General features: G+C 42.8%; 17 protein-coding genes and 4 tRNA genes. 20 read left to right on the top strand and 1 reads right to left on the bottom strand.

The genetic code is table 11. The annotated features are described in order from the left end of the window. Window positions 1-6 precede the first annotated feature (6 nt). Window positions 7-11,559, top strand: a complete 11,553-nt coding sequence (locus OFY17_RS08850; protein WP_263530361.1) for an Ig-like domain-containing protein — start codon at window positions 7-9, stop codon at window positions 11,557-11,559. Window positions 11,560-11,676: 117 nt separating this feature from the next. On the opposite strand, the gene msrA is transcribed toward OFY17_RS08850, so the two are convergent. Further along, the gene (gene msrA, locus OFY17_RS08845; RefSeq protein ID WP_263530360.1) at window positions 11,677-12,324 is read right to left on the bottom strand and encodes a peptide-methionine (S)-S-oxide reductase MsrA; all 648 of its coding nucleotides are present in this window, start codon (window positions 12,322-12,324) and stop codon (window positions 11,677-11,679) included. A gap of 187 nt (window positions 12,325-12,511) precedes the next feature. On the opposite strand from msrA, the gene OFY17_RS08840 reads away from it, so the two are divergent. The 19 genes from OFY17_RS08840 to tolB all read left to right on the top strand — a co-directional run bounded on the left by OFY17_RS08840 (window position 12,512) and on the right by tolB (window position 26,913). Further along, window positions 12,512-12,588: transfer RNA gene (locus tag OFY17_RS08840), tRNA-Met, on the top strand. A gap of 44 nt (window positions 12,589-12,632) precedes the next feature. Further along, a tRNA-Met gene (locus OFY17_RS08835) sits at window positions 12,633-12,709 on the top strand. Window positions 12,710-12,753: 44 nt separating this feature from the next. Then, window positions 12,754-12,830: transfer RNA gene (locus OFY17_RS08830), tRNA-Met, on the top strand. Between the two features lie 44 nt (window positions 12,831-12,874). Next, window positions 12,875-12,962: transfer RNA gene (locus tag OFY17_RS08825), tRNA-Met, on the top strand. 666 nt (window positions 12,963-13,628) lie between these two features. Next, window positions 13,629-14,429: a putative hydro-lyase gene (locus OFY17_RS08820; RefSeq protein WP_263530359.1), complete on the top strand. Its 801-nt coding sequence runs from the start codon at window positions 13,629-13,631 to the stop codon at window positions 14,427-14,429. Window positions 14,430-14,451: 22 nt separating this feature from the next. Beyond that, complete coding sequence (locus OFY17_RS08815) at window positions 14,452-15,183, top strand: 5-oxoprolinase subunit PxpA (protein ID WP_263530358.1); 732 nt, start codon at window positions 14,452-14,454, stop codon at window positions 15,181-15,183. A gap of 1 nt (window position 15,184) precedes the next feature. Next, complete coding sequence (pxpB, locus tag OFY17_RS08810; protein WP_263530357.1) at window positions 15,185-15,886, top strand: 5-oxoprolinase subunit PxpB; 702 nt, start codon at window positions 15,185-15,187, stop codon at window positions 15,884-15,886. Further along, on the top strand, window positions 15,883-16,836 hold the full coding sequence (locus OFY17_RS08805; RefSeq protein ID WP_263530356.1) for a 5-oxoprolinase subunit C family protein: 954 nt from the start codon (window positions 15,883-15,885) through the stop codon (window positions 16,834-16,836). Before pxpB ends, OFY17_RS08805 begins: the two co-directional genes overlap by 4 nt. Window positions 16,837-16,871: 35 nt before the next feature. After that, window positions 16,872-17,711: a DUF4392 domain-containing protein gene (locus tag OFY17_RS08800; RefSeq protein WP_263530355.1), complete on the top strand. Its 840-nt coding sequence runs from the start codon at window positions 16,872-16,874 to the stop codon at window positions 17,709-17,711. Between the two features lie 57 nt (window positions 17,712-17,768). Beyond that, window positions 17,769-18,626 carry a D-amino acid aminotransferase gene (locus OFY17_RS08795; protein WP_263530354.1) on the top strand — a complete coding sequence of 286 codons (858 nt, stop codon included), beginning with the start codon at window positions 17,769-17,771 and terminating at the stop codon, window positions 18,624-18,626. 132 nt (window positions 18,627-18,758) lie between these two features. Next, window positions 18,759-19,244, top strand: a complete 486-nt coding sequence (locus tag OFY17_RS08790) for a transcription elongation factor GreAB (RefSeq protein ID WP_263530353.1) — start codon at window positions 18,759-18,761, stop codon at window positions 19,242-19,244. Window positions 19,245-19,444: 200 nt separating this feature from the next. Then, complete coding sequence (gene aspS / locus OFY17_RS08785) at window positions 19,445-21,214, top strand: aspartate--tRNA ligase (protein ID WP_263530352.1); 1,770 nt, start codon at window positions 19,445-19,447, stop codon at window positions 21,212-21,214. Between the two features lie 116 nt (window positions 21,215-21,330). Then, window positions 21,331-21,888: a crossover junction endodeoxyribonuclease RuvC gene (gene ruvC, locus OFY17_RS08780; protein ID WP_263530351.1), complete on the top strand. Its 558-nt coding sequence runs from the start codon at window positions 21,331-21,333 to the stop codon at window positions 21,886-21,888. Further along, window positions 21,885-22,487, top strand: a complete 603-nt coding sequence (ruvA, locus tag OFY17_RS08775; RefSeq protein WP_263530350.1) for a Holliday junction branch migration protein RuvA — start codon at window positions 21,885-21,887, stop codon at window positions 22,485-22,487. The genes ruvC and ruvA overlap by 4 nt, the downstream gene beginning before the upstream one ends. Before the next feature lie 3 nt (window positions 22,488-22,490). Beyond that, complete coding sequence (gene ruvB / locus OFY17_RS08770; protein WP_263530349.1) at window positions 22,491-23,504, top strand: Holliday junction branch migration DNA helicase RuvB; 1,014 nt, start codon at window positions 22,491-22,493, stop codon at window positions 23,502-23,504. A 9-nt stretch (window positions 23,505-23,513) separates the two neighbouring features. Beyond that, window positions 23,514-24,194, top strand: a complete 681-nt coding sequence (gene tolQ, locus OFY17_RS08765; RefSeq protein ID WP_263530348.1) for a protein TolQ — start codon at window positions 23,514-23,516, stop codon at window positions 24,192-24,194. After that, complete coding sequence (tolR, locus tag OFY17_RS08760; protein WP_263530347.1) at window positions 24,194-24,622, top strand: protein TolR; 429 nt, start codon at window positions 24,194-24,196, stop codon at window positions 24,620-24,622. The genes tolQ and tolR overlap by 1 nt, the downstream gene beginning before the upstream one ends. After that, window positions 24,622-25,614 (top strand): TonB C-terminal domain-containing protein, encoded by a 993-nt coding sequence (locus OFY17_RS08755; protein WP_263530346.1) that lies wholly within the window; start codon window positions 24,622-24,624, stop codon window positions 25,612-25,614. The genes tolR and OFY17_RS08755 overlap by 1 nt, the downstream gene beginning before the upstream one ends. Further along, window positions 25,615-26,913, top strand: a complete 1,299-nt coding sequence (gene tolB, locus OFY17_RS08750) for a Tol-Pal system beta propeller repeat protein TolB (protein ID WP_263530345.1) — start codon at window positions 25,615-25,617, stop codon at window positions 26,911-26,913. It begins immediately after the preceding gene. Window positions 26,914-26,934: the final 21 nt, after the last annotated feature.

Below are 26,934 nucleotides of genomic sequence, written 5' to 3'. Positions count from 1 at the left end.
TTCACCATGAGCGACAATTCTTCATTTGCAACGTTAGGCGATTCAATTGGTGTTGTAACCGAAATGACAGGTTCAGCAACTATCGAATCTATCGATGGTCAGGTTCGAGAGATAACACTCGGGAGTCTTGTTTACTTTGGTGAAACCATTAATACGTCGCAAGGCACAAGCGTTACCATTAGCTTCGGCGACGGTGGTTCAGAAGTTATCGTTATTGGTGAGGACTCCCTAGTCGAATTAACAGAAGAAGTGTACAACCTAGGAGGCAACGAAGAATTAGTGGCAGACTCTTCTGCTGAAGCGGAGGCGTTGCAAGAAGCTATTTTAGCAGGTCTTGACCCTACTCAAATTCAAGAAGCACCAGCAGCTGGTGAAGACGGTTCTGAACAGCTAAATCGTAATGATGTCTCTATTGAGCGTGATGGCGGTGAGTCAAGCGTTGACTTTGGTAGTCATACCGAGGGAGGTTTTGCGAAGTTTGGTTACGATACTGATAATGGCTTCTCTAGTTCCGATAAGTCGTCTTTTAGAACTGCCTCGTTTAGTGTTTCCTCTAGTTCCTCTAGTTCCTCTAGTTCTGCACTGGACACCTATGTTGCTCAGTTTGCAGATGGATTAGTCAACGGTATTACATACACGACCTCAAGTGGATTAACGGGTTTGACTGGTGACCAAGGAGAGGACGGCTCTTTTCTTTACCAAGACGGAGATACCATTACTTTTTCTGTTGGTGGTGTGATTATTGCTGAATTTTCTTCATCTGTCATTGATGGGGATTATCTGTTCTTACAGGACATTGCTGGTGTCGACCTGTCTGATACGAATGATGACTATGTAGAGAATATGGCTATCTTTATTCTTGCCATTGCAGAGGGCTTGGAGGATAGCGACAGTACCGACGGTGTTTTAAATACTAATGACATAGTTAATATGGATTCATTAGATGATGTTATTACGATCTCTGAAGAAACTAGAGAAGCGTTTGCTGATTATTCGTTAGATCTAAGCTCCGCTGGTAAAGATGATGTTTCTGATGCGTTAGCTGTTTTAGATATTGTGTTTACAGCTGAAAGCGAGCAAGAAGATGGCTCTGGTGTAAATACATTTGAAACACAGGCAATGGAGCACGTTACAGAAGTTATTACTGAGTTGGCAGGAGATAGGGCTCCCGAGGAGTTTGATGAAAGAACCGTAGATACTATAGATGTTGCCGGTGGAAATATTGAATATGTTTACAGTGATGACCTTAGTGAGATCACATTCTCTACGAGTGATCTTCTAGTTGGGGCTGTTGCGCAACAGGTCAGTGACGACGGTTTTGTAGTTGACAATGTAAGCTTGTCTAGTGCTTTTGAAGATATAGGAACATTAGTAAATAACGGTGATGACACTTATACAATCCAGCTTAACGATGGTATCGATCAATACGACCTTGAAAATTTGAGTATCGATTATCGAGTTAGTGACTGGACTGCTTCGGTCGAAGCAACTTCAGCAACACTTGATACTAACAAAGCTCACTTATCAACAGATGTTGAATCTGTCTCGGAAGGTGATGGTTATAATCAATTTACCATTAGTAGTACTTTGTCATTCGATGAAGATCAAACGCTTAAAATTACATTTACTAGCGAGGCTTTAAGTGCTGAACTTGGCAAACAAATCGCCGAGTATGCTGATGATTACTCTATGCCTATTGAGTACTCGACAGATGGTGGTGAAACATGGATTTCTATTAGCCTAGATTCTGTAACCATAACGGATGGTGTTGCTTGGCCAACATTTGCTATGGAGCTCCCTGCTGGTAGTACGTCAATTGAAGTGCGTATACCTATTTTTGATGATGTAGAAGTGGAAGGTACTGAGTACTTTGATGCTGTCATTACAGGTGACAACTTCTACGACGAATCTCTTTCTTTTGCAATCGAAGATAATGATATAGAAGAGACAACGGACCCCGTCATTTCCATTGATTATGTTTATGCCGTAGAAGGGCAGGAATATGCTGAATTCACGGTGACTCTTGAACCAGCATCAGATACAGAAGTTACCGTTGATTATTCTACTATTGATATCGGTGCTACAGCGGGTGAAGACTACTCGGACTATGAAGGGACGGTTACCTTCGCTGCAGGTGAAACAACAGCAACTATTTTAATTCCTATCACTGATGACCTAGAAGTCGAAGATATGGAGATGGCATTTGTTACTTTATCAAATGTAACTGGTAATGCCGTTCTCGGTGATGCTCAAGGTTCGTTACGTATCTTTGATAATGATGGTGAGTCTACAATAGATGTAGAACTTGAAATCGACCCAATTGCAACTGATGGCATTATAAATGCTGAAGAGTATGAAGCTGGTGAGGTGGTCGTAACGGGTACGGTTACCGGTGATGCGTTTGTTCTTTCTGTGGTTGTTTTGACTATTAATGGCGAGACTTATACGGCAAATACATCAGAGGATGGTGAGTATAGTATTACAGTGTCTGTGTCAGACTTAGAAGCAGATGGTGATAATGTTATTACAGGTGAGGTAGTTGCATATAACTCAGATGGTGAGCAGGGCCAGGCTTCATCAGAAGTTTCTTACAGTATTGATTTAGTCGCAGAAGAAGGTGTTGTCGTTGTTGATACTATTACTGGTGATGACGTAATTTCTGCCGAAGAGGCGGAATCTACGATTACGGTAACAGGCACGGCCACAGGTGGCGACATATCTGAAGGTGATACGGTTACACTAGAAATCAATGAGGAGACTTACACCGCGACGGTTAATGCAGATGGAACATGGTCTGTTGATGTCGCGGGCTCTGATTTGGCTGCGGACCTTGATTTTGATGCTGTGGTTAGTTCGAGTGATGAAGCTGGAAATAGTGTTGAAACAACCGGAGCCTCTGAACATGCCTTAGATGACTCTGACCTTCTTGTTTTTGTTGATGTGGATCCTATTGCTGAAGATGCAATTATAAATGCAGAGGAAGCAAGTGGGACGATTACAGTTACAGGTAATGTTACAGGTGATGATTTTGAGTCTGGTGACCTTACCTTAGTTGTTAATGGTGTTACTTATACAACCACTGTTAGTAGTGATGGAGCTTGGTCTATAGATGTTGATGGATCTGACCTAGCTTCCGTAAATGAAATTACAGTAGACGCAGTTGTAACTAACTCCATAGGTCAACAAGGTGAAGCAGATACGTCAGAAACTTATCTTGTTGATTTGGTTTCAAGGGCAACGATCACTGTGAATAGCATCACTTCAGATGATGTGTTAAGTGCAGAAGAAAGTGAAGGAACTGTCACTGTATCTGGTCGAGTCGGCTTTGATGCTTCCGCTGGTGACACAGTATCTATGACAATTAATGGTGTTGTTTACACTGCAGTAGTATTAGCGAATAAATCTTGGAGTGTAGAAGTTGCAGGTAGTGACCTTGCGGCAGATTCTTCATTTGAAGTGAGTGTTTCAGGGACGGACGATTCGGCTAATCCATTCACGGCAACTACGGTATCAACTCATAATGTTGCACCGACAGCGGTAGCCGAAACGGCTTCTGTGACAGAAGACGCAACAGTGGTAGGCACGATCAGTGCTTCAGATGTTGATCTTGCAGAGGGTGCGAGCTTGGAGTTCAGTACAGACTCAGAAGTGACAGGCTTGACGCTGAATGAAGACGGTACTTATGAGTTCGATGCGTCGTCTTACGACAGCTTAGAAGCGGGCGAAGAACAAGTCATCGAAGTACCAGTGACGGTTACAGATGACCAAGGTGCGACAGCGACAACGACTCTTACGATTACAGTGACAGGCACGAACGATGGCCCAGTTGCCACAGACGACACAGCGACAGGCACAGAAGACGGTGGCGTGATCACGATTGATGTGTTGGATAACGACACAGACGTTGATGGCGATACATTGACGATCACAGAAGCGACGGTTCCTGCAGAGCAAGGTACGGTAGCGATTGTTGACGGCAAGCTTGAGTTCACACCAGCAGCGAACTTCAACGGCGAAGCGACGATCAGCTACACGATCAGCGATGGCGAAGAAAGCAGTTCAGCAGAAGTTGCGGTGACTGTTGATGCGGTTAACGATGGCCCAGTTGCCACAGACGACACAGCGACAGGCACAGAAGACGGTGGCGTGATCACGATTGATGTGTTGGATAACGACACAGACGTTGATGGCGATACATTGACGATCACAGAAGCGACGGTTCCTGCAGAGCAAGGTACGGTAGCGATTGTTGACGGCAAGCTTGAGTTCACACCAGCAGCGAACTTCAACGGCGAAGCGACGATCAGCTACACGATCAGCGATGGCGAAGAAAGCAGTTCAGCAGAAGTTGCGGTGACTGTCCAAGATAATGTTATTGGTACACCATCAATCCGCTTCGAAAGTACAGGTGATGACAATATCTACAATTCTGAAGAAGTAGGTGATGATGGTTCTGTCACAGCGACAATCTCGGTATCAGGTTCAGCTATTGGTGATACTTTGACTTATACCGTAGCAGGTGGAGAAGAAATCACAGTAACTCTGGATCAAGATGATATTGATAATGGTGTTGAGGTTGAAGTGTCTCCAGAAGACACTGTCACAGCAACCTTGTCGGATGCAGCAGGCAACACATCAGATGAAGCGAGTGAGACAGCAGCAGGTTCTGATGTTGAAATCGGCACACCATTGATTAGCTTTGAAAGCACTGGCGATGACAGCATCTACAATGCAGATGAAGTTGGTGAAGATGGCACAGTCACAGCGACGATCTCAGTAGCAGGTTCAGAAGTTGGCGATACGTTAACTTACACTATTGCGGATGGTGATGAGGTAACTGTTACCTTGACAGCTGAGCAAATCGAGAACGGTGTTGAGGTTGAAGTGTCTCCAGAAGACATAGTGACAGCGACCTTGTCGGATGCAGCAGGCAACACTTCAGACGAAGTGAGTGAGACAGCAGCGGGTTCTGACACTACTGCTACTAGTGCACCGAGTGTCACAATTACAGAAGATGTGAACAGTGATGGCTTCATCAACGATGTAGAGTCTGATGGTGATGTCGACGTAACTATCTCTCTTGCAGATACTGGTGCAGTGGCTGGCGATACGTTGACAGTGAATGGCACAGAGATCGAGTTAACAGATGCTGATATCGAAGCGGGTTCTGTTGATACGACGGTTGAAGCGGTTGCAGATGGTGAGACGGTCACAGTGACAGCGACGATCACCGATGCCGCAGGTAATACTTCAGAAGAAGGTACAGCAAGTGCGGTTGTTGATACAACGGCAGATGCAGGTACCGTTAAGGTGAATAGTATTACCTCTGATGATGTTATTAATGCAAATGAGAGCGGGGGTAACGTTACTATATTTGGTCGTGCTTACGGCGGAGATATAGCAGAAGGCGATACAATTACTCTTGAAATTAATGGAACTACATATACAACCGAAGTGAAATCTAGTGGTAACTGGAACATTTCTGTATCCGGTGCTGATCTAGCCGAAGATACAGAGTTTGAAGTGGTTGTACAGTCAGAAGATGCAGTTGGTAATACAGTTAATAGTACTGTTATTTCAACACACACAGTTGATATAACAGCAGCTAATGCACCGAGTGTTACTATCACTGAAGACGCTAATAGTGATGGTTTGATCAGTGTATCGGAAGCAGACGGTGCGGTTAATGTAACCATCTCTCTTGCGGATACAGGTGCAGTGGCTGGCGATACATTGACAGTGAATGGCACAGAGATCGAGTTAACAGATGCTGATATTGAAGCGGGTTCTGTTGATACGACGGTTGAAGCTGTTGCAGATGGTGAGACGGTCACAGTGACAGCTACTATTACTGATGCTGCAGGTAATACTTCAGAAGAAGGTACGGCAAGCGCGGTTGTTGATACTTCTATTGCAACACCATCAATCAGCTTCGAAAGCACTGGCGATGACAGCATCTACAATGCAGAAGAGGTTGGTGAAAATGGCACAGTTACAGCGACGATCTCAGTAACAGGTTCAGAAATTGGCGATACGTTAACTTACACTGTTGCGGATGGTGACGAAGTAACAGTTACCTTGACAGCGGACCAGATTACGAACGGTGTTGATGTTGAAGTGTCTCCAGAAGACACAGTGACAGCGACCTTGTCGGATGCAGCAGGTAACACATCAGATGAAGCTACGGCAACAGCAGCAGGTTCTGATGAAGAAATTGGTACCCCATCAATCAGCTTCGAAAGCACTGGTGATGACAGCATCTACAATGCTGAAGAAGTGGGTGAAGATGGCACAGTCACAGCAACGATCTCGGTAGCAGGGTCAGAAGTTGGTGACACGTTGACTTACACTGTTGCGGATGGTGATGAGGTAACTGTTACCTTGACAGCTGAGCAAATCGAGAACGGTGTTGAGGTTGAAGTGTCTCCAGAAGATGCAGTGACAGCGACCTTGTCGGATGCGGCAGGTAACACCTCAGAAGAAGTAAGTGCGACAGCAGCGGAAGCAGACCTTGCAGCAGAAGCAGGCACTGTCACCGTTGATAGTATTACTGAAGATGACATTATCAATGCTACAGAGGCGGGAGAGACAATCACTGTATCTGGTACAGCGATAGGTGGTGATATATCTGAAGGTGATGTTGTCACAATGAAGATCGATGGTACTGATTACTCAACAACTGTTGATAGTGACGGTAACTGGTCTGTTGATGTTGATGGTGCTCACTTAGCTGAAGATGCATTTTTTGATGCGGTTGTTACTTCTAGTGATGCAGCAGGTAATACTGTTGAGTCTACAGGGTCATCTTCTCACTCCATCGATACAAGTGCTGTCGGTGGTGTTGACGTATACGGAATTACATCAGATTACACAATTAGTTCTGAGGAATCTGCAGAAGGTGTCTATGTAACCTTGAGCGGTCATGTATTTAATGATGCAACGGCAGGTGACACTATTACGGTATATGTTGATGGTAATGTTGTTGGAACTGCGACTGTTTCAAATGAAACGAATGATGATGGCCAATATACTTACACTGTTGATGTGTTAGGTTCTGACCTTGCGGCTAGTACTTCTACTCCGCCAGAAGTAGTTGTTACCGTTACAGGGACAGATGATGCTGGCAATGAGTTTAGCGCATCAACAACAGAAGCTTATCAAGTCGATACTTATGCAGATATAGATACATTTGTTGACGATGGCAATGGTGACAATGTTGTTAACTTCGATGAGGCTGGTCATTTAACCGTTGGTGGTTGGTTTGAAACTGGCGGTGAAGTTACTTCAATTACTGTTACTGATAGTGAGGGTGAGAGTATTACTTTCACTGGTGAAGTAACGGAGTCTGATGATGGCGGCTATGTTTATTTTGAAACAGACTTAGATGTGTCTGATTTGGCTGATGGCACTTTATCAGTAACAGTAAATATCACTGATGTTTACGGTAATACAGGTTCCCAGACGAATACCATTGAAAAAGACACAGTCGCTGATGAAGGTACTGTTACCATCGATGATATCACTGGTGACGGCGTTATTACTGCTAGCGAATCTGTTGAAGAGACAATTACAGTAACGGGTACTGCGGAAGGTGGAGATATTGCAGAAGGCGATATCGTTACCATGACTATTAACGGTGAAGACTACTCAACTATGGTTGATGGTGATGGTAACTGGTCTGTTGATGTATCAGGTGATGATCTTACGAATGACACAGAATTTGATGTAGTTGTCTCGTCTAGTGATGCGGCTGGTAACACTGTCGAGAGTACTGGTACTTCAACTCATACTGTTGATTTGTCAGCAACATCTGGCACAGTGACTATCGGCTCTGTTACTGAAGACGATATCCTTAATGCTGATGAAGCAGCGGGTACGGTAACTATTGATGGTACTGCATCTGGTGGTGATATTTCTGCAGGTGATACTGTCACTATTGTCATTAACGCGACGACTTACACGACAACTGTTCAGGATGATGGTAGTTGGGAAGTTGATATTGATGGTAGTGACCTAGCAGCAGGCACATCGTTTGACGCAATTGTGACTTCTACAAATGCAGTAGGTGTTGCAGTTAGCTCTACAGCGACTTCTTCTCACACTATTGACCTCTCTGCAGATGAAGGCACGGTGTCAATTAATACTATCACTGAAGACGATATCCTAAGTGCAGAGGAACTTTACACTGACATTGAAGTGAGTGGTACGGCTTCTGGTGGCGATATTTCAGAGGGTGATGTTGTAACGCTGGAAATAAATGGCACAACGTACACCACTACGGTTGATTCAGATGGTAACTGGTCTGTCGATGTTTCGGGTGAGGATCTTGCAGCGGTATCTACTTTTGATGCTGTTGTAACCTCTACAGATAGTTCAGGTAATACAGTTGAAAGCAAGGCGACATCAGATCATACGGTTAACTTGGCAACTACCATTGCTACAGTTACTGCGATTGAAGGTGGTTCAGTTGTATTTACTGACCTTCCTGATGGATTTACCTTCCCAGAAGGTGAAACAGAAGTTGAAACTGCATTAGGTGGCACCATCACATATGATGGTGAAAATTACACTTATACAGCTCCAATAGTTGATCATGATGGAGAAGACTCCGTTGAGGATACTGTAACTATTACATTGGACGACGGTCGTACTTATTCATTCACTGTAGACCTTGAGGATTCCGCGCCAGTTGCTGTAGATGATGAAGCAAGTATTACTGTTTCAGAGGAAACATTCACAGTTTCTAATGTGGATGTTAACTGGACTAGCTACACAGATGGTACTTCGGTAACGACGTTCGATGGTACAAGCGACTTGGGTGGCCTAGATAATGATGATTCAGAAGACCAGATTCGCTGGGGTTCTGCTGCGGGCGATGAAGGTCTGCAGTCAGGCTACGGATTCATTGATAATGATGACGACTTGAATGGCGAGTTTGAGCTTAATGAAGATATTGTTCTAGGGACTTTCACTCATTATAACTACCCAGTTTACTCAGGTGGCGCTATTACTGGGGCGTCAATGGAAGTGACTTACTACATAACGGACGCTAGTGGTGAATCTCAACCTGTAACGCTAACAGTGAACTTTACTCATGACGAAACGGCTAATGTCTCTGGAGACGATGAAGCGTCTAGAGATATCGTAACAGTTGAAAGTACATACGTTACTTTTGAGTGGGAAGGCGACATCTATACATTGCAGGTGGTGGGCTTCACTGACTCAAGCGACCCTGATAGTGATGTAGTTTCTACTATATACACCTATGAAGATGCAGCGACAAGCTATGATCTAGTTGTTCGTATTGTGGAAGGTGATGGTTATACCTTACCTGAAGTAACCGGCAATGTTCTTGACGATAATGGTTTAGGTGCGGATGAGTTAAGTGAAGATGGTGATGTAACTGTTATCAGTGTTTCAGCGGATGAAGCCTCTGATTCAGATGATGGTACGGTTGGTACAAGCATTGAGGGTGACTACGGTACATTAACTATCAATGAAGATGGTAGTTACACTTATCAAGCCACTGCTAGTGTCTCTTCTATCCCTGAGGGTGCGGTTGATACCTTCTCTTACACAATAGTGGATGAAGATGGCAGTACTTCTACAGCCGAGCTTTCAATTAATGTGGGTACGGAAACTTATGACACTGATGAAGTTGTTACTGTGGTTAGTGTTACCGAAGCTGACGACGCAGAAGTGACTATCAGTATTACTGATAATGGCGGTAGTGATACTTCTGACTCAGGTGTAGAAGGTGAGGTCTATTCTGCTTCAAGTAGTATCGATGATGAGACTCTTGATGAAAATGATGGTTTTGAAGATGGAAACGATACTATTAGTGTTACTGGCTCTGGTGATGATATTAAGGGTAGCTCTAGTATCGAGACTAATGGTGGTGACGATACTATTATCGTCGCAGATGATGTAGGCCACACTGCTACCATAGATATGGGTGACGGTGATGACACTCTAATCATAGGCGACGATACTAGAAGTAGCGCTGAGATCGATATGGGCGAAGGTAATGACACTGTTACAATTGGTGGTGATCATACTAGCTCTAAGTCAATCGAAACAGATGAAGGTGACGATACTGTAACGGTTGCTGGAAGTGTGAGCGGTGAAATCCATTTGGGAGAAGGGAATGATTACCTATCTATTGGTGGAACATTAAGTGACACGATTAATGGCTCTTCTGGAACGGACTACTTACATTTGGAAGGCTATGATTCCAGTGATTACGATAGTATTAGTGACTATATAAGTGCTTTTGAATACATCATGTTCAATGATGGTGTTATTTATGATGGTGATGGTGAGGTAGTTTCAGATTCAGCTGTGGAAAGCGTGTTTGAAAATGGTACTGCTGCAACGTCGGGTTACTCATATACCATTACCTTGTCTTCTGATGCTGATTCTGTAGTGACATTAGATAACTTACCTGATGGCGTTACAGTGGTGGGTGCAGACGAAGACGGTGGTGTTTATACGGTTACAACAGATGAAAACGGTGATGCGACAGTTACTCTTCAGAGTGACACCGAGATCAGTAGTGATGACCTTAATGCCATTACAGCAAGCGTTCCATCTGACGATACAGTAACAGTAACAGGTACAGCGGAAGGTGGTTACATTGAAAGCGGTGATGTCGTTACGTTAGAAGTGAATAATACGACCTACACAACTACCTTGTTATCTGACGGTACTTGGATGGTAGATATCGATGAATCTGATTTAGATGCTGATAATGAGTTCGATGTTACTGTTACTTCATACGATAACGATGACAATGTTGTCGAGACAACAACATCTTACACATATACGCCAACAGCTGATTTAGCTGTGAACCTAGAAGAAAGTGTTGCAGAGTTTGAAGAGTATGATTACACAGCAGACGATGCAGATTCTTACATTCAAGGTACTACTAATGATGATGTTCTTTCCGGTGGTGAAGGGGCAGATAACATTGTTGGTGATAGTGCTCAGGATGAGCTTTATGGAGAAGAAGGTGATGATTGGTTAGAAGGTAATGATGGCGATGATGATCTGTATGGTGGTGATGGCTCTGATTTACTAGAGGGTGGCAGTGGTCAGGATTACCTAGAAGGTGGAGACGGTAACGACTTCCTATTTGGTGAAAGTGGTGACGATACCTTATTAGGTGGTGCTGGTGATGATGTTCTAGATGGTGGTACTGGTCAGGATACATTTACTGGTGGTGATGGTAATGACCTATTCATCCTCGAAGATGATTCAGATTCGTTGAATACTATTACTGACTTTAATGTTGATGATGATGCATTGGATGTAAGTGATTTATTATCAGGTGAAGGGTTAGATGCAGATGCAGATGCAGATGCTATTACCGCTTACTTGAATGAAAACTTAACCATCAATGCAGAAGACGACGGGTCAGGAACGCTTTCGGTGAAAGACTCTAATGGTGCAGATAAGGATGTTGCGACATTTGGTTCTGACTCAACATTAGGAGATGCGGGTTCATCTGTAACTGTTATCTATAATGACACGGAGTATACAATTAACGTAGATGGCTAACGCTAGCTAATTAAATGTAGTGCCAAAAAGGCCGAGTTGATGTATATCTACTCGGCCTTTTTTGTTTTTATATATTATTGGATTAAGTAGGGGCTAAAACTAACTGGTTTAGTTGGGTTAAATAGGGCAAACCACACCTGTGCCTTTTAAACCGCAATAGCCATTAGGGTTTTTATGAAGGTATTGTTGATGGTATTCCTCAGCATAGTAGTAAGCAGATATAGGCTCTATTTCTGTAGTGATCATACCGCCGCCGGCGGATAGCAAAGCCTTTTGGTAGTGCTCTTTGCTTTCTTGTGCAGTGAGTAAGTCCGCTTCATTGTTAGTGTAAATTACAGACCGGTATTGGTTACCGATATCATTACCTTGCCGCATACCTTGTGTCGGGTCATGGCTTTCCCAAAAAACTTTTAAGATGCTTTCTAGAGAAGTTAATTTAGTATCAAAAATCACATGTACCACTTCACTATGGCCCGTTTGTCCAGAACAGACTTCTTCATAAGATGCATTCGGAGTATATCCTCCGGCATAACCAACTGACGTTGTGATAACACCATTTGTGTTCCAGAGTTTTCGTTCTGCTCCCCAGAAGCAACCCATGCCTAAATAAACTTCGGACTCGTTGCTTTTTAATCGTCTAACGAAGCTTTCATTGTTCACTGCATGTACCCCTGAAATTTGTATGGCAGTGTCTCTACCCGGTAGGGCTGTTTCTTCGGATGGTATTGTGGCCTTTTTTAATATTGCTTCTAATTTACTGACCATATTGGTTAGCTCCTAATGAATGTGAATGACTATTTTTTACTCTTTAGCTGATCCGTATTCAAGTGATTTTAACCAATGAGATCATATGCTTATGGCAAGTAAACAATGTTTTTTGACTATTCCCATATATAAATGATGAATTCTATTGACTCCTCTTTATATCTGCCTATAATACGCACCTCGTTGTCGCGGGATGGAGCAGTCTGGTAGCTCGTCGGGCTCATAACCCGAAGGTCGTTGGTTCGAATCCGGCTCCCGCAACCAATTCAAATACTTCTATAAAAATCTTAGTCTTACACTAAGTTTGTCGCGGGATGGAGCAGTCTGGTAGCTCGTCGGGCTCATAACCCGAAGGTCGTTGGTTCGAATCCGGCTCCCGCAACCAATTCAAATACTTCTATAAAAATCTTAGTCTTACACTAAGTTTGTCGCGGGATGGAGCAGTCTGGTAGCTCGTCGGGCTCATAACCCGAAGGTCGTTGGTTCGAATCCGGCTCCCGCAACCAATTCAAATACTTCTATAAAAATCTTAGTCTTACACTAAGTTTGTCGCGGGATGGAGCAGTCTGGTAGCTCGTCGGGCTCATAACCCGAAGGTCGTTGGTTCCCTGTCTAGTTCAAGAAAGTGGCTCCCGCAAACAATTAATGTTCTAAACTTTGAAGGTCGTTGGTTCACTTTTTAATCCAAGAAAGTGGCTCCCGCAACCGATTAACTGGCTCTAGCGGCTAATTTAAATGCCTCTAATAAATCTTCGCTTTGAACTAAGCTTGTCTTGGGCTCATAATCCAAAGAATTAGATTTCTAGATCAATTCAAGCACCTCGTACTAAACTAAAAAAGCTATTTGTTCATTTTCTTTTTCAGGCAAGTGGTTTCTATAATCAGCTCACATACTTTCATATAAAACTTATTTCTAGACTTAATTAGTGTCTAGAGGGGGCTAATAGTTTATTGGGCTCATAACTCGAAGGTTGTTGGGCTACTCTTTATTTCTTTTGGTGATTTTAAAAGCAATTTAACCTCTAGATAGTGGTTTGTTTATAGATTCGATGTGTCGGGTGTTTCGAGTGTCTATTAGTTATTTGAGTGGGAGGGAGATATTGGCCTTTATGTTGCTTGTTATTCTTGTATTATCTTTTGATGTCTTTAGTTTTATATTCTTTAATTTTTATTTTTTTAAGTATTTTAAACTTTATTTTTTTATTTAGATGGTTTTAAAAGCTGATTTGGTTTCATGTTCTAGCAGAAGTGATGTATTGGTGTTTTAATTTGTAAAAATTGTATTTTGGCGGGAGGGTTTGTTAATGAGCAATAAGTCAGCACAAGAGATGGCGCCAGCAGAAGTAAGGGCTTTAATTCGCTCTGGTGAGTGGAATGTGAACACCTCAGGTATTTCGTCTGGTTATGTACAGGGCAATATCGTTATCTTACCGAAGAGTTGGGCTGATGATTTTCTTAAGTTCTGTCAAATGAATCCTAAGCCATGTCCAATCGTTGGTATGTCTGATAACCCGGGAGACTTTATGTTGTCTTCTGTCGGTGATGATGTCGATATTAGAACAGATGTACCCAGCTATAAAATATTCCGAGACGGTAAGGTGGTAGATGAAGTAACCGATATCCGTGATGTGTGGCAAGACGATCTCGTGACCTTTGTGTTGGGTTGCTCATTCTCATTTGAGGAAGCTTTGGTGGCGGATGGTTTAGAAATACGCAATGTAACAGAAAAGGTTAATGTGCCTATGTACCGCACAAACATTGAGTGTCGTACAGCAGGTCCTTTTTCTGGAACGACTGTTGTCAGCATGCGCCCAATGAAGCCTAAAGATGCCATTCGTGCTATTCAGATCTGTACACGTTTTCCTTCTGTTCATGGCGCTCCACTGCACTTTGGTGACCCTGAAAGTATTGGTATTAAGGATATTAATCAGCCTGATTTTGGTGATGCGGTGACGATTAAAGAAGGTGAAGTTCCTGTTTTTTGGGCTTGTGGTGTGACACCGCAGGTTGCATTAGAACAAGCTAAACCACCTTTGTGTATTACCCATAGCCCCGGCTGCATGCTAGTAACTGACTTACGAAATAGTCAATTAGCGGTACTGTAATTTATTTATGAAGGACAAAAAGATGAAGTTGAATTGCGATCTTGGTGAAAGCTACGGCTCTTGGAAAATGGGGTTGGATAGTGAAGCTATGTCTCATATTGATCAAGCAAATATTGCCTGTGGTTTTCATGCTGGTGACCCTCAATGGATGATTAAAACGCTTTTGTTAGCAAAGCAGCATAATGTCGAAATAGGAGCGCATCCAGGCTACCCAGACTTAGTGGGTTTTGGGCGCCGTAGTATGAAGTGCTCGGCTGAAGAGGTTCAATCTCTAGTGCAGTATCAAATGTCTGCGCTTGATGGGATGGCACGTTGCCAAGGGTTAGAGATGACTTACATCAAACCTCATGGTGCTTTATATAACGACATGATGGCTGATGCTTTTGTGCGAGAAAACATTATGAAAGCAGTGGCGAATTACTATCGCCCTGTGCGTTTGGTGCTTCAAGCAACACCATCATCGGCTCAGCACAAAGAAGAAGCTGAGAAGTTCGGTTTAGAAGTCGCTTTTGAGGCTTTTGCGGATCGTTGTTATGACGATGACGGTCGTTTATTGGCTCGTTCAAAAGCGGGTGCCGTTCACACTAAAGAAAAAATGCTTGCTCAAGTTAAGCAACTAATGGAGCAAGGTACGGTAACAACCGTGAGTGGCATAGAGCTAGCCCTTCAAGTGGATACCTTATGTGTCCATGGCGATAACGAAGAAGGTGTTCGCAGTATTGAAGCCATAAAAGTGATGGTGGCGGGACAATAAAATGAGAGTGGAAGTAGCTGGAGAAAATGCGTTAATTCTTTATTTCTCTGATGAGGTAAGTGAAGCATCGAGCGCCTATATATACGCCATGACTCAGGCGTTAGAGGCGTTAATTGGGAAAGGTGTGATTGATCTTGTCCCATCTTATGCTTCGTTGTTAATTATTTTTGATCACAATGTTTATGACTATTATTCGTTAAAGCAATACATAAGTAAGGCTAAGGCGGTAATAGATCAGACTAGAATTGCTTCAGGGAATAGTACTGATTCGATTGAAGCGCCAACGATTACATTGCCTGTTTATTATGGAACAGAAGCAGGGCCTGATTTAGAGGAGTTGGCTAGAAATGCACAGCTAACCACTGAAGAAGTGATCGCTATACATCAAGCGGGCTTATATCAGGTTTATGCCATTGGTTTTGCGCCAGGGTTTGCGTTTTTAGGGCAGGTGGATGAGCGCATTGCAGCTCCCCGTAAATCAACACCACGTAAAGCGGTTCCTAAAGGGGCGGTTGCTATTGCGGATAGGCAAACGGCTGTCTACCCATCTGTTTCACCGGGTGGTTGGAATCTGATTGGTTTGTGTCCTGTACCTATGTTTGATGCAGAAAAAACACCGAGTATGCCATTGGCTACGGGTAATAAAGTTAAGTTTGAAGCGATATCCAAAGCAGAGTTTATTGCTATGGGGGGCGAGCTATGATTGTTAATAATCCAGGTGTTTTAGCGCTAATTCAAGATGCTGGTCGTCTAGGGCAGCATCGTATTGGTTTAACGGTCGGTGGTCCAATGGACCCATTTGCCTTTCGTTGGGCAAACCGCTTGTGTGGTAATGATGATAACGCCAGTGTTATAGAGGTTAGTATTGGAGGCTTTGTTGCTGAGTTTACTCAGCAGGCGCATATAGCGATTACTGGAGCAGAGGTTGACGTTAAGTTAAACGGTCAAGCGGTTGAACAGTGGCAAACCTTATCAGTCTCTGAAGGGGATGTTTTGAAACTGGGCTTCGCCCATGCAGGTTGTCGCATCTATATTGCCGTGCAAGGTGGGGTGCAAGTACCGTCTCAATTCGGCAGTTGTTCAACGGTTGTTCGTGAAAAGATCGGCGGAGTGGATGGTGGCTCTTTAGTTAAAGGTCAGGTTCTTTCTATATCTCCTTTTGAGCAGAGATCTAAATTTATCATGCCGATAGAGAATCGCCCTGCTTATTTATCGAATGGGCAGCCTGCTGCTAAAAGTATGTCTCCTTTGAGGGTTGTTCAAGGCTATCAATCAGATAGCTTTAGCCGTGCTGATAAAGCCCTCTTTTTTAGTGGTGAATATACAGTCAGTGAGCGTATGGATCGCATGGGCTATCGCTTAACCGGCCATGAATGTCGCTCGACGATAACCAATATGCTTTCAGAAGGCATTTGTCATGGTGCGATTCAATTGCCGCCTGATGGGCAACCCATTGTCTTGTTGAATGATAGGCAGACGATAGGTGGTTATCCAAAGATTGGTTCTGTTATGGCGAGAGATACAGCTCGATTAGCTCAAATGACACAGGGTAATACAGTGTTCTTTGAATCAGTAACGATCGAAGAAGCTCATGCTATTAATTTGTTGGCTGAATATAAAGAATCCCAAATTGCTTTAGTTGACCTTGACTAAAGATAAGTTAGCTCTGTTGTAGATAGGACGGTGAAATGTCGAATTCATTAGAAACGGCAAGTATTAATATTGAAGAAGCTTTAGTTGCTCGAAATCTTCGAGGTATGGCCCATGTTCGACCAGCATTGCAGGAAGGCTACTGTCTTCGTGCTGCTCAGACTTTATTTGATGCGCAAGGTGTGGTGCTTATTGGTACGGGGTTTCCTGTTACGGATACCTTTGAGACCGATGGGCCTTTGGGGGCAATTGCGCTTTATAAAAGTTTGGAAAAAGTCGGCTCTACGCCTTATATCGTATGTGGTGCACCGTTATCGGAAGCGATTAAAAATGAATATAGAGTGATCGATATCAAGTTAGGCAAGCATGATGCGCAAAATCAAGAGGCGCAAACAGTATTAGATGAGTTGCAGCCTAAAGTAGTTTTCTCAATTGAGCGTCCAGGCCAAGCTGAAGATGGTCATTACTACAATATGCGTGGCGAAAATATAAGTGCACGCGCTGCTTGCTTTGATAGCTTTATGAACCAAGCCACTTGCCCAACTATTGCCATAGGTGATGGTGGTAATGAGATAGGCATGGGGAATGTAACAGAAGCGCTTAAATCATTGGATATTGTTGCCGCTACTACAAAATGTGATGAGTTGATTGTGGCTGATGTCTCTAACTGGGGAGCTTACGGCTTAATCGCCATGCTAGGTAAATTAGCTAATACTGATTTGTTGGCGGAAATAAACCCATTGGAAATTTTACGTTATCTCTCAAGTTTAGGCAGTGTCGACGGCGTAACCCGTCTTAACCAACTAACAGAAGACGGCCAAGAAGCCGAGGTTGGGGATGCTGTCATTTTAGAATTACGCCGCTTGTCCGGCTTTTAAATTTAACAATACCTATTTTTAGAATAGTTGTAACAGACAATATATATGGAGAACACAATGAGCATTGTTTTTTTGAATGATGGTTTTATGCCAATTGAGGAAGCTAAAATTTCTCCCCTTGATCGTGGCTTTTTGTTTGGTGACGGCATCTATGAAGTGATCCCAACCTACAATGGTAAGGCGGTTGGTTTAGAACCACACATGCAACGTATGTTTGATGGTTTAGCTGCCATTGGTATTAAGAGTACAAAAACGTTAGCTGAATGGAGAGAGCTGATTGAACAGTTGCTTGAGGCTAATGAAGGTGATTATTTAGGTGTCTATTTGCAGGTGAGTCGTGGAGCAGACGTCAAGCGTTACCATGCTTACCCTGAAAATGTTGAGCCAACTATTTTTGCTATGACGACAGCAATTAAACCTGCTATAGCAGCAGATGCGAGTGCAGCGAAAGGTTTTTCTGTTAGCACAACTGAAGATATGCGTTGGAAGCGTTGCCAAATTAAATCTACAGCACTATTGGGTAATGTGATGCATTTCCAACAAGGCTACGAAAATGGCAGTGACGAAATTCTTCTTTATAACGAAAACAACTTTCTTACAGAGGCAAGTTCTTCTAATGCCTTTATCGTGAAAGACGGCGTTGTTATTACTCCAATCGCAGACAATCAAATTCTGCCAGGCATTACACGTAAGTTGATTCTTGATATTCTGGAGAAAGACGGCTCAATTCCAGTGGAAGTGCGAAATGTCTCTATGGAAGAAGTGTTTAATGCTGATGAGGTTTGGGTGACTAGCTCAAGTAAAGAGATTGCTCCTGTTACTTCTATCGATGGCAAAGTGGTAGGCGATGGTAAAGTAGGGCAAGTTTGGGAAGCGGCTTTCAAACTTTATACTGCCCATAAGTATGAATACTAAAATTTATTTTCTTACTATTTAGCTCAAATTTGGAAATGGCTAGCAATGAATTGTTAGCCATTTTTTTATGCGTATGATAGTGGGTGTTGCAGAATTAGGAGAAGGGGATCGTATGTTGTGGGATAAGAGGCTGTGAAAAAGAGTGATGTGCTTCAAATTGTTAAGAGTGAGCTAAAAAACCGCTTGGATACGGCTAAGTGGGCGGCAAATCAGGCTCATGAAGCGGCGACAAGTAAAGAAAGTATTGCTGAGAATAAATACGATACTTTTGGCTTGGAAGCTTCATATTTGGCTCATGGTCAATCCCAGCGAGTAATAGAATGTGAAGATGATTGGCTGCAATTTAATAAGGTAGATTTTGATCTTGTTTATCAACAAGTCGCTGTTTGGTGTTTGGTGCAGTTGGTGGCTATTGATGATGAAAGCGTGAGCGAAAGGTATTTTTTAATCTCATCGTGCGCTGGTGGGCTCAAAGTAGAACTAGGTTCAGCTCTTGTATATTTAGTGACACCTTCTAGCCTTGTTGGGCAGAAATTGATGGGTAAGTCCGTTGGTGATGAAGTGAGCCTGATGCAAAGTGGCCAAGAGGTTCTCTTTGAACTGGCTGTTGTGGAATAAAATAGAAGTGTGATTGCTCAATTTTCATTGAGCTCCTAGAAATTTCAATGCTCCCACTAGAGAGTCTTTCTTTGTTCGCATATAATGCCTTGCTTAAAAATTTTTAGTTGTTCTGTTTTGGTTATAAAGCGCCTTATTAATGGCGTCAATTGACAGAAAACATATCACTCTCTTACTGAGACAGTAATAGGAAACAAATTATGCGCAGCCATTATTGCGGCGAGTTAAATGCTTCAAATATTTCACAAGAAATTACCTTATGCGGTTGGGTTCATCGTCGCCGTGATCACGGTGGTGTTATTTTCTTAGACGTACGTGATCGTGAGGGTATTACCCAAGTTGTTTTTGACCCAGATCGTGCAGACAGTTTTGCATTGGCTGACAGTGTTCGTAATGAATATGTTGTTCAATTGAAAGGTTTGGTTCGTGCTCGCCCTGAAGGTACTGTGAACCCAAATATGAATACGGGTGAAATTGAAGTTCTTGGTACTGAACTGCAAATTTTGAATGCTGCGCAAACACCTCCTTTCCAATTGGATGATCACCAGAATGTTGGTGAAGATGTACGTTTGAAAAATCGTTTTATTGATTTGCGCCGTCCTGAAATTCAGCAAAAAATGCGTTTCCGTTCAAAAGTAACATCACTATTGCGTCGCTACCTAGACGACAATGGCTTTTGGGATACTGAAACGCCAATTTTGACACGAGCGACACCTGAAGGTGCCCGTGATTACCTAGTACCTAGTCGTACACAGCAAGGCAGCTTCTTTGCGCTTCCTCAGTCTCCACAGTTGTTTAAGCAATTGTTGATGGTGTCTGGCTTCGATCGTTACTACCAAATTGCAAAATGTTTCCGTGACGAAGACCTCCGTGCTGACCGTCAGCCTGAATTCACTCAGGTGGATATTGAAACGTCATTCATGAGCGAAGAGCAAATCATTGCTATGACGGAAGAGATGATTGTTAGCGTATTCAAAGAACTATTGAATATCGATCTAGGCTCTTTCCCTCGCATGCCATATTCTGAAGCAATGGAAAGCTACGGTAGTGATAAGCCAGATTTACGTATACCACTTACTTTGGTAACCGTATCTGACCTTATGCAAGGCGTGGACTTTAAAGTTTTCTCTGGTCCTGCAAAAGATCCTAAAGGCCGTGTAGCAGCCTTGAAAGTGCCAGGTGGTAACTCTCTAACTCGTAAACAAATCGATGACTACACTAAGTTTGTAGGTATCTATGGTGCGAAAGGTTTGGCTTACATTAAGGTTAACGACAAGTCGAACTTGGAAGAAGGTTTGCAGTCTCCAATTGTTAAGTTCTTGCCAGTTGATGTTCGCGAAGCTTTGTTAACTCGTCTTGATGCTCAAGATGGTGATTTGATTTTCTTCGGTGCTGACTCTGAGAAAGTGGTTAACGAAGCATTAGGTGCTTTACGTTGCAAGCTTGGTGAAGATATGGATCTTTACACGTGTGAGTGGGCTCCTCTATGGGTTGTTGATTTCCCTATGTTTGAAGAAACAAGTGATGGTGGCATTACTGCTATTCACCATCCATTCACAGCACCTTCTTGTTCGCCAGAAGAGTTAAAAGCAAGTCCTTTGACTGCTTTGTCTCAAGCTTACGATATGGTTCTTAATGGTACTGAACTAGGTGGTGGCTCTATTCGTATTCACGAGTCTTCAATGCAAGAGACCGTATTTGAATTGTTGAATATTTCAGCAGAAGAGCAAGAAGAGAAATTTGGCTTCCTATTAGATGCATTGAAATTTGGTGCGCCACCGCATGGCGGCTTAGCATTCGGTTTGGATCGTCTTGTTATGCTGATGACGGATTCTTTATCTATTCGTGATGTTATCGCTTTCCCTAAAACTCAGAGTGCTACATGTCTATTGACTCAAGCTCCTGGTGAGGTGAGTGATAAGCAATTGAAAGAGTTAAGCATTCGCGTAAGAAAACCAGTTGTTGAATAATTGACAACGAAATGTAAAAGGGCCGCTTATTAGCGGCTTTTTTGTATTTAAGCATTGCATCTCGCTCAAATGACTGTTGAAATATACAGTACTTTATATGCGAGAAAGAGAATGAAATGGTAAGCACCAGAATACTAGCGATTGACCCCGGTTCTCGAATCACGGGTTTTGCTGTTATTGATGCAGTAAATGGAAAATCGCATTATGTACACAGCGGCTGTATTCGCCTCCCTGATGAAGACTTGTCCGTTAGGCTGAAACATATATTTACCGACGTGACAGCTTTATTGGAAGAATATAAACCTGATGAGTTTGCCATTGAAGAAGTGTTTCTGGCTAAAAATGCCAACTCAGCACTCAAGCTTGGACAGGCAAGAGGTGCTGCGATTGTTGCCGCATCACTAAAAGAACTAGCGGTTCACGAATATGCCGCAAAGCGCGTTAAGCAGTCTGTTGTGGGTAGCGGTAGTGCGGATAAAGAACAAGTTCAAATGATGGTGCAATTATTACTAAAGCTCTCATCTAAACCTCAGGCTGACGCAGCTGATGCTTTGGCAATTGCTTTATGTCATGCCAATTCTAGGACATCTGGCGGGTTAGAGTTTGGAGTAGGGAAAAGGGCAAAACGAACCACTCGTCGTTGGACTGAACAAGATGTAAGGAAGGCAATGTGATAGGTCGAATTGTTGGTACCTTAATAGAGAAAATGCCACCTGAGTTGCTGGTGGATGTCATGGGAGTAGGCTATGAAATTAGTGCTTCTATGACTACGATTTATGAACTTCCTCAAATTGGTGAAAAGGTCACTCTCTTTACTCATTTTTCTGTTAAAGAAGACTCCCAAACTTTATATGGCTTTATTGATAAAAATGAGCGAGCCCTGTTTAAAGTATTGATTAAAGTGAACGGAATTGGGCCTAAAATGGCGTTGGCTATTTTGTCTAGTATGTCGTCAGAAGAGCTTGTTTCTAATGTTCAAGAATCTGATGTAACAGCGTTAACCAAAATTCCGGGTGTTGGTAAGAAAACCGCTGAGCGCCTTATTATTGAGTTGCGAGATAAGTTAGGGCAAGCTGCGAAAAAAGATCTGTTTTCAGCTCCAGCCGTATTACGTCAAGTGCAAGCGGACCCAAGGCAAGAAGCCGAAGCGGCGCTTATTTCCCTTGGCTATAAGCCTCAAGAAGCAGCTAAGACAATCTCGGCGGTTCCCATGGATATTGCGAGCAGCGAAGAAATAATTAAAGTGGCTTTAAAAGGGATGCTGAGGAATTAATTGATGATTGAAGAAGATCGTATTATCTCAGCGGAATTAAAAGGCAATGACAGGCAAGTAGATAGAGCTATCAGGCCACAGTTGTTAGCGGAATACATTGGACAGCCTGTTGTAAGAGAACAGATGGAAATCTTCATTCAAGCTGCAAGGCAGCGTGAAGAGCCCCTTGACCATACTCTTATCTTTGGCCCCCCGGGTTTAGGTAAAACAACCTTAGCGAATATTATTGCCAATGAAATGGAGACAGAAGTAAAAACAACTTCTGGTCCAGTGTTAGAGAGGGCGGGAGATCTAGCCGCCTTACTCACTAATTTAAATGAAGGTGATATTCTGTTTATTGATGAAATACATCGCCTAAGTCCTGCTATCGAAGAAGTTCTTTATCCAGCAATGGAAGATTATCAGCTTGATATCATGATAGGGGAAGGGCCTGCGGCTAGATCAATAAAAATTGAACTCCCACCATTTACCCTTGTCGGAGCTACAACGCGAGCAGGACTTTTAACCTCTCCTTTACGTGATCGATTTGGTATTGTACAGCGTCTTGAATTTTATGATGTGAAATCCTTAACTACTATTGTAGCCCGATCTGCTAATAAAATGGGAGTGGAATTAGACGATTCTGGTAGCTATGAAGTAGCTCGGCGCTCACGAGGAACACCTCGGATTGCGAATCGATTATTGCGCCGCGTAAGAGACGTTGCTCAAGTAGAAGGTGTGTCTGTAGTTGGACAAACAGTTGCCCAACGCGCATTAGATATGTTAAGTGTAGATAGTCAGGGATTTGATCACCTAGACAGACGTATGTTATTGACCATGATAGAGAAGTTTGATGGTCGCCCCGTCGGTTTAGATAGCGTATCTGCCGCTCTAGGAGAAGATAAAGATACAATAGAAGATGTCATTGAACCTTTTCTAATACAGCAAGGTTTTATTATCCGGACGCCAAGGGGGCGTCAGGTAACAAAACGTGCATATAAACATTTTAATTACCAGTTACCTTCCGATTTTAAATAGAGGTTAATAATGTCAGTTTGGGGTCTTATCGCCAGTGCTAGTATCGTCGTTCAACTTGTTATGTTGACGTTATTAGCTGCGTCCGTTTTTTCATGGGTTGTTATTTTTCAAAGAATAAGAGTTGTAAAGCAGGCTAAAAAATTAAGAGCGTCTTTTGAAGATCAATTTTGGTCTGGAATCGACTTAAGCCAGCTCTACCGTAAATTAACCCAAGAAGGTCGTACCGTCGAAGGTATGGAAGTGATTTTTACTTCTGGCATCAAAGAATTTACACGCCTAAGACAGAACCAAAATGTTGACCCTGATGCTGTTATGGATGGTGTACAAAGGGCAATGCGAGTAGCTTTATATCGAGAAGAAGAAAAGCTTGAGAAACACCTTCCTTTCTTAGCGACAGTTGGTTCAACAAGCCCATATGTTGGTTTATTTGGTACGGTTTGGGGGATCATGCATTCCTTTATTGGCTTGGCGGAAGTTCAGCAGGCAACACTCGCGACAGTTGCGCCAGGGATTGCAGAAGCCTTGATAGCTACAGCTATCGGTTTGGCAGCAGCTATTCCAGCAGTTATAGCTTATAACCGCTTCTCAGCGGTGACAGAGTCCTTGGCTGCAAGTTATGAAAACTTTGCTGATGAATTTACTAGTATATTGCACCGAAAAGTTCATGTTAAAGAGGGAGGGGCTGCATAGTGGCTCGCTCTAGAAGAAGAAATAAACGTCGACCAATGTCTGAAATCAATGTTGTTCCATACATTGATGTGATGTTAGTTTTATTGGTTATTTTTATGATCACAGCGCCAATGTTAACTCAAGGCGTTGATGTTGAGTTGCCCAACGCAAATGCTGCACCAATCCAAGATTCGGAAGAAGATGTGATGATCGCATCCATTGACTCTAGTGGTCAGTTTTATCTTGATGTAGGGGGGCAAGAAGAACCTATTACACTTGCGCAGCTTCAAGATAGGGTTCAGAAAGTGCTAACTCAAAACAAAAATATATCTGTTTTGGTGCGTGGTGATAAAAGCGTGCCCTATGGTGATGTGATTGGATTAATGGTGTCTTTACAGGCAGCTGGTGTTCCTAATGTCGGACTAGTTACAGAGCCGGACCAAAACTAATGAAATGGTTTAAAAGCGATAGCTATAGCTTGCCAGTAGTATTAGCCATTAGTCTACATGCATTTATTGTAATTGTTGGTATTGTTACCGTAGATTTTACGAACGATAAAAAGCCAGAGCCTAAAAAGCCTGTCATTGTGAATGCTAAGGTTATAGATATTTCTGAAACGGTTATTGGTAAACGAGAAGCAGAAGAGCGAGCAGCGAAACAGCAAGCTCTGGCACAAGCGGCAAAACAAAAGAAAGAAGCGGAACAAAAGAGAAAACAACAAGCTGAACGTAAAGCATTAGAAGACAAAAAGAAGCAGTTAGCTCAAGCTAAGCAGAAAGCCGCAAGAGAAGCAGCTCAGAAAGCGGAGCAAGAAAAACAGCGCTTAGCAGAACAAAAACGCATTGCAGAAAAAGCTGAGCAGGAAAAACGTTCAGCGGAACAAAAGCGAATCGCTCAAGAAAATGAAAGAAAGCGTCAAGCTAAGGCTGCTGAAGAAAAACGAAAGGCAGAAGCTGCAGCAGAGAGCAAACGCAGAGAACAAGAGTTACTGGCTCAAGCTGAAGCGGAACGTATTGCGGAAGAAGAAAGAAAGCGTCAAGAAGAAGCTCGACGCATAGCGGACGAAAAAAGAAAAGCGGAAGAAGAGGCAGCTGCCCTTGCTGCAGCCGAGAAGGCTAGACAAGATGCTGCCGATGAAGCTCAAATGGTCCAGTCCATTAGTGGTTTGATTAATGATCGAGTGGCTTCGTCATGGAATAGGCCGCCTAATGCTCGAAATGGAATGAAGGCTCAGCTAAGGATTGAGTTTTTACCCAATGGAGAAATATTGGATGCTCATATTACACAAAGTAGTGGTGATGATTTGTTTGATCAGCGGACGCTTGATGCAGTATTTAAAGTTGGAAAAATTGAAGAACTTGCCGATATAGATATTGTTAGGTTTGAGCGAAATTTTCGTAATGTAGATTTAATATTTAACCCTCAGGATTTGAGAAATTAAATGATGTTTAAAAAATGGATAGCTGTCTTATTTACTTGTATTTTTTTTCTAAATGCAGCAAAAGCACAATTAGTTATTGAAATTACCAGTGGTGCAGATCAGCTATTACCTATTGCTGTTGTTCCGTTTGGGTACCAAGGTTTTGAAGCTCTACCTGAGGATATAGCTCAAATTGTCGAAGATGATTTATCCCGTAGTGGTCTATTTCAGCCAATTCCTAGAACCAGCATGTTGAGCATGCCTTCTAAAGCTGCTGATGTGTCTTACCGTGACTGGCGTGTTCTAAAGAGTGATTATGTCGTGATCGGCTCTGTTCAAAAGCTTACTACAGGGCAGTTTAGAATTGGTTTTGAGCTGCTTAATGTTTTAACCCAAAAGCCTGTTCAGCAATATAGTTACTTAGATGTCAGTGCTAGAAATTTCCGCGATGCAGCTCATTATATAAGTGATAAAGTGTATGAGTTACTAACGGGTACCAGAGGTGCTTTCAGCACAAGAATTTTGTATGTAACGGCGGAAGGGGATAAAGCTGCGCCTACCTTTAAGTTGCAAGTAGCGGATGCAGATGGCCATAGGCCACAGGTTATTGTTGAATCTAAAGAGCCCATATTGTCACCATCTTGGAGCCGTAATGGCAAAGACATTGCTTATGTTATGTTCAGGAACCGCCGACCTAGTATATTTATTCAAGAGTTGGCAACGGGCACGCGTCAACAGGTAGCACAATTTAGAGGTTTAAATGGCGCGCCGGCTTGGTCTCCAGATGGAAGTAAACTGGCCTTAGTACTATCTAAGGATAATAATCCTGAGCTATACACACTGGACCTAGCAACTCAAAAGCTAGAGCGAATGACTAACCATTACTCGATTGATACAGAGCCAAGCTGGGAGCCAGATGGAAAAGGTATTGTATTTACTTCAGATCGTGGCGGTAACCCTCAAATTTATCGATTAGATGTTGGTAGTAAACGAGTTGAACGTGTAACCTTTGAAGGTGATTCGAATACGAGAGCAAGTATGACACCGGACGGCCGTTACCTTGTAACTGTTCAAAAGTATGACAGCAGTTACCATATAGCGCTTCAAGATATGAAGAATGGCCGAGTACAAATACTTACAGAGACTTACTTGGATGAATCGCCAAGTATTGCCCCTAATGGTAGTATGGTTATGTATGCCACAACTTATAAAGGTAAGGGCATCTTAGCTGTAGTATCCGTTGATGGTTTGGTTAAATATAGGTTACCATCGGCTGAGGGTGATGTACGAGAGCCATCATGGTCACCATATTTTAAATAAAAATGTTAGATTAAGGAGTAA

Source organism: Marinomonas sargassi, from assembly GCF_025716875.1.
Lineage (GTDB): Bacteria > Pseudomonadota > Gammaproteobacteria > Pseudomonadales > Marinomonadaceae > Marinomonas > Marinomonas sargassi.
Note: the sequence above shows the minus strand (reverse complement) of the source record. Positions and strands in the feature narration are given on the sequence as shown.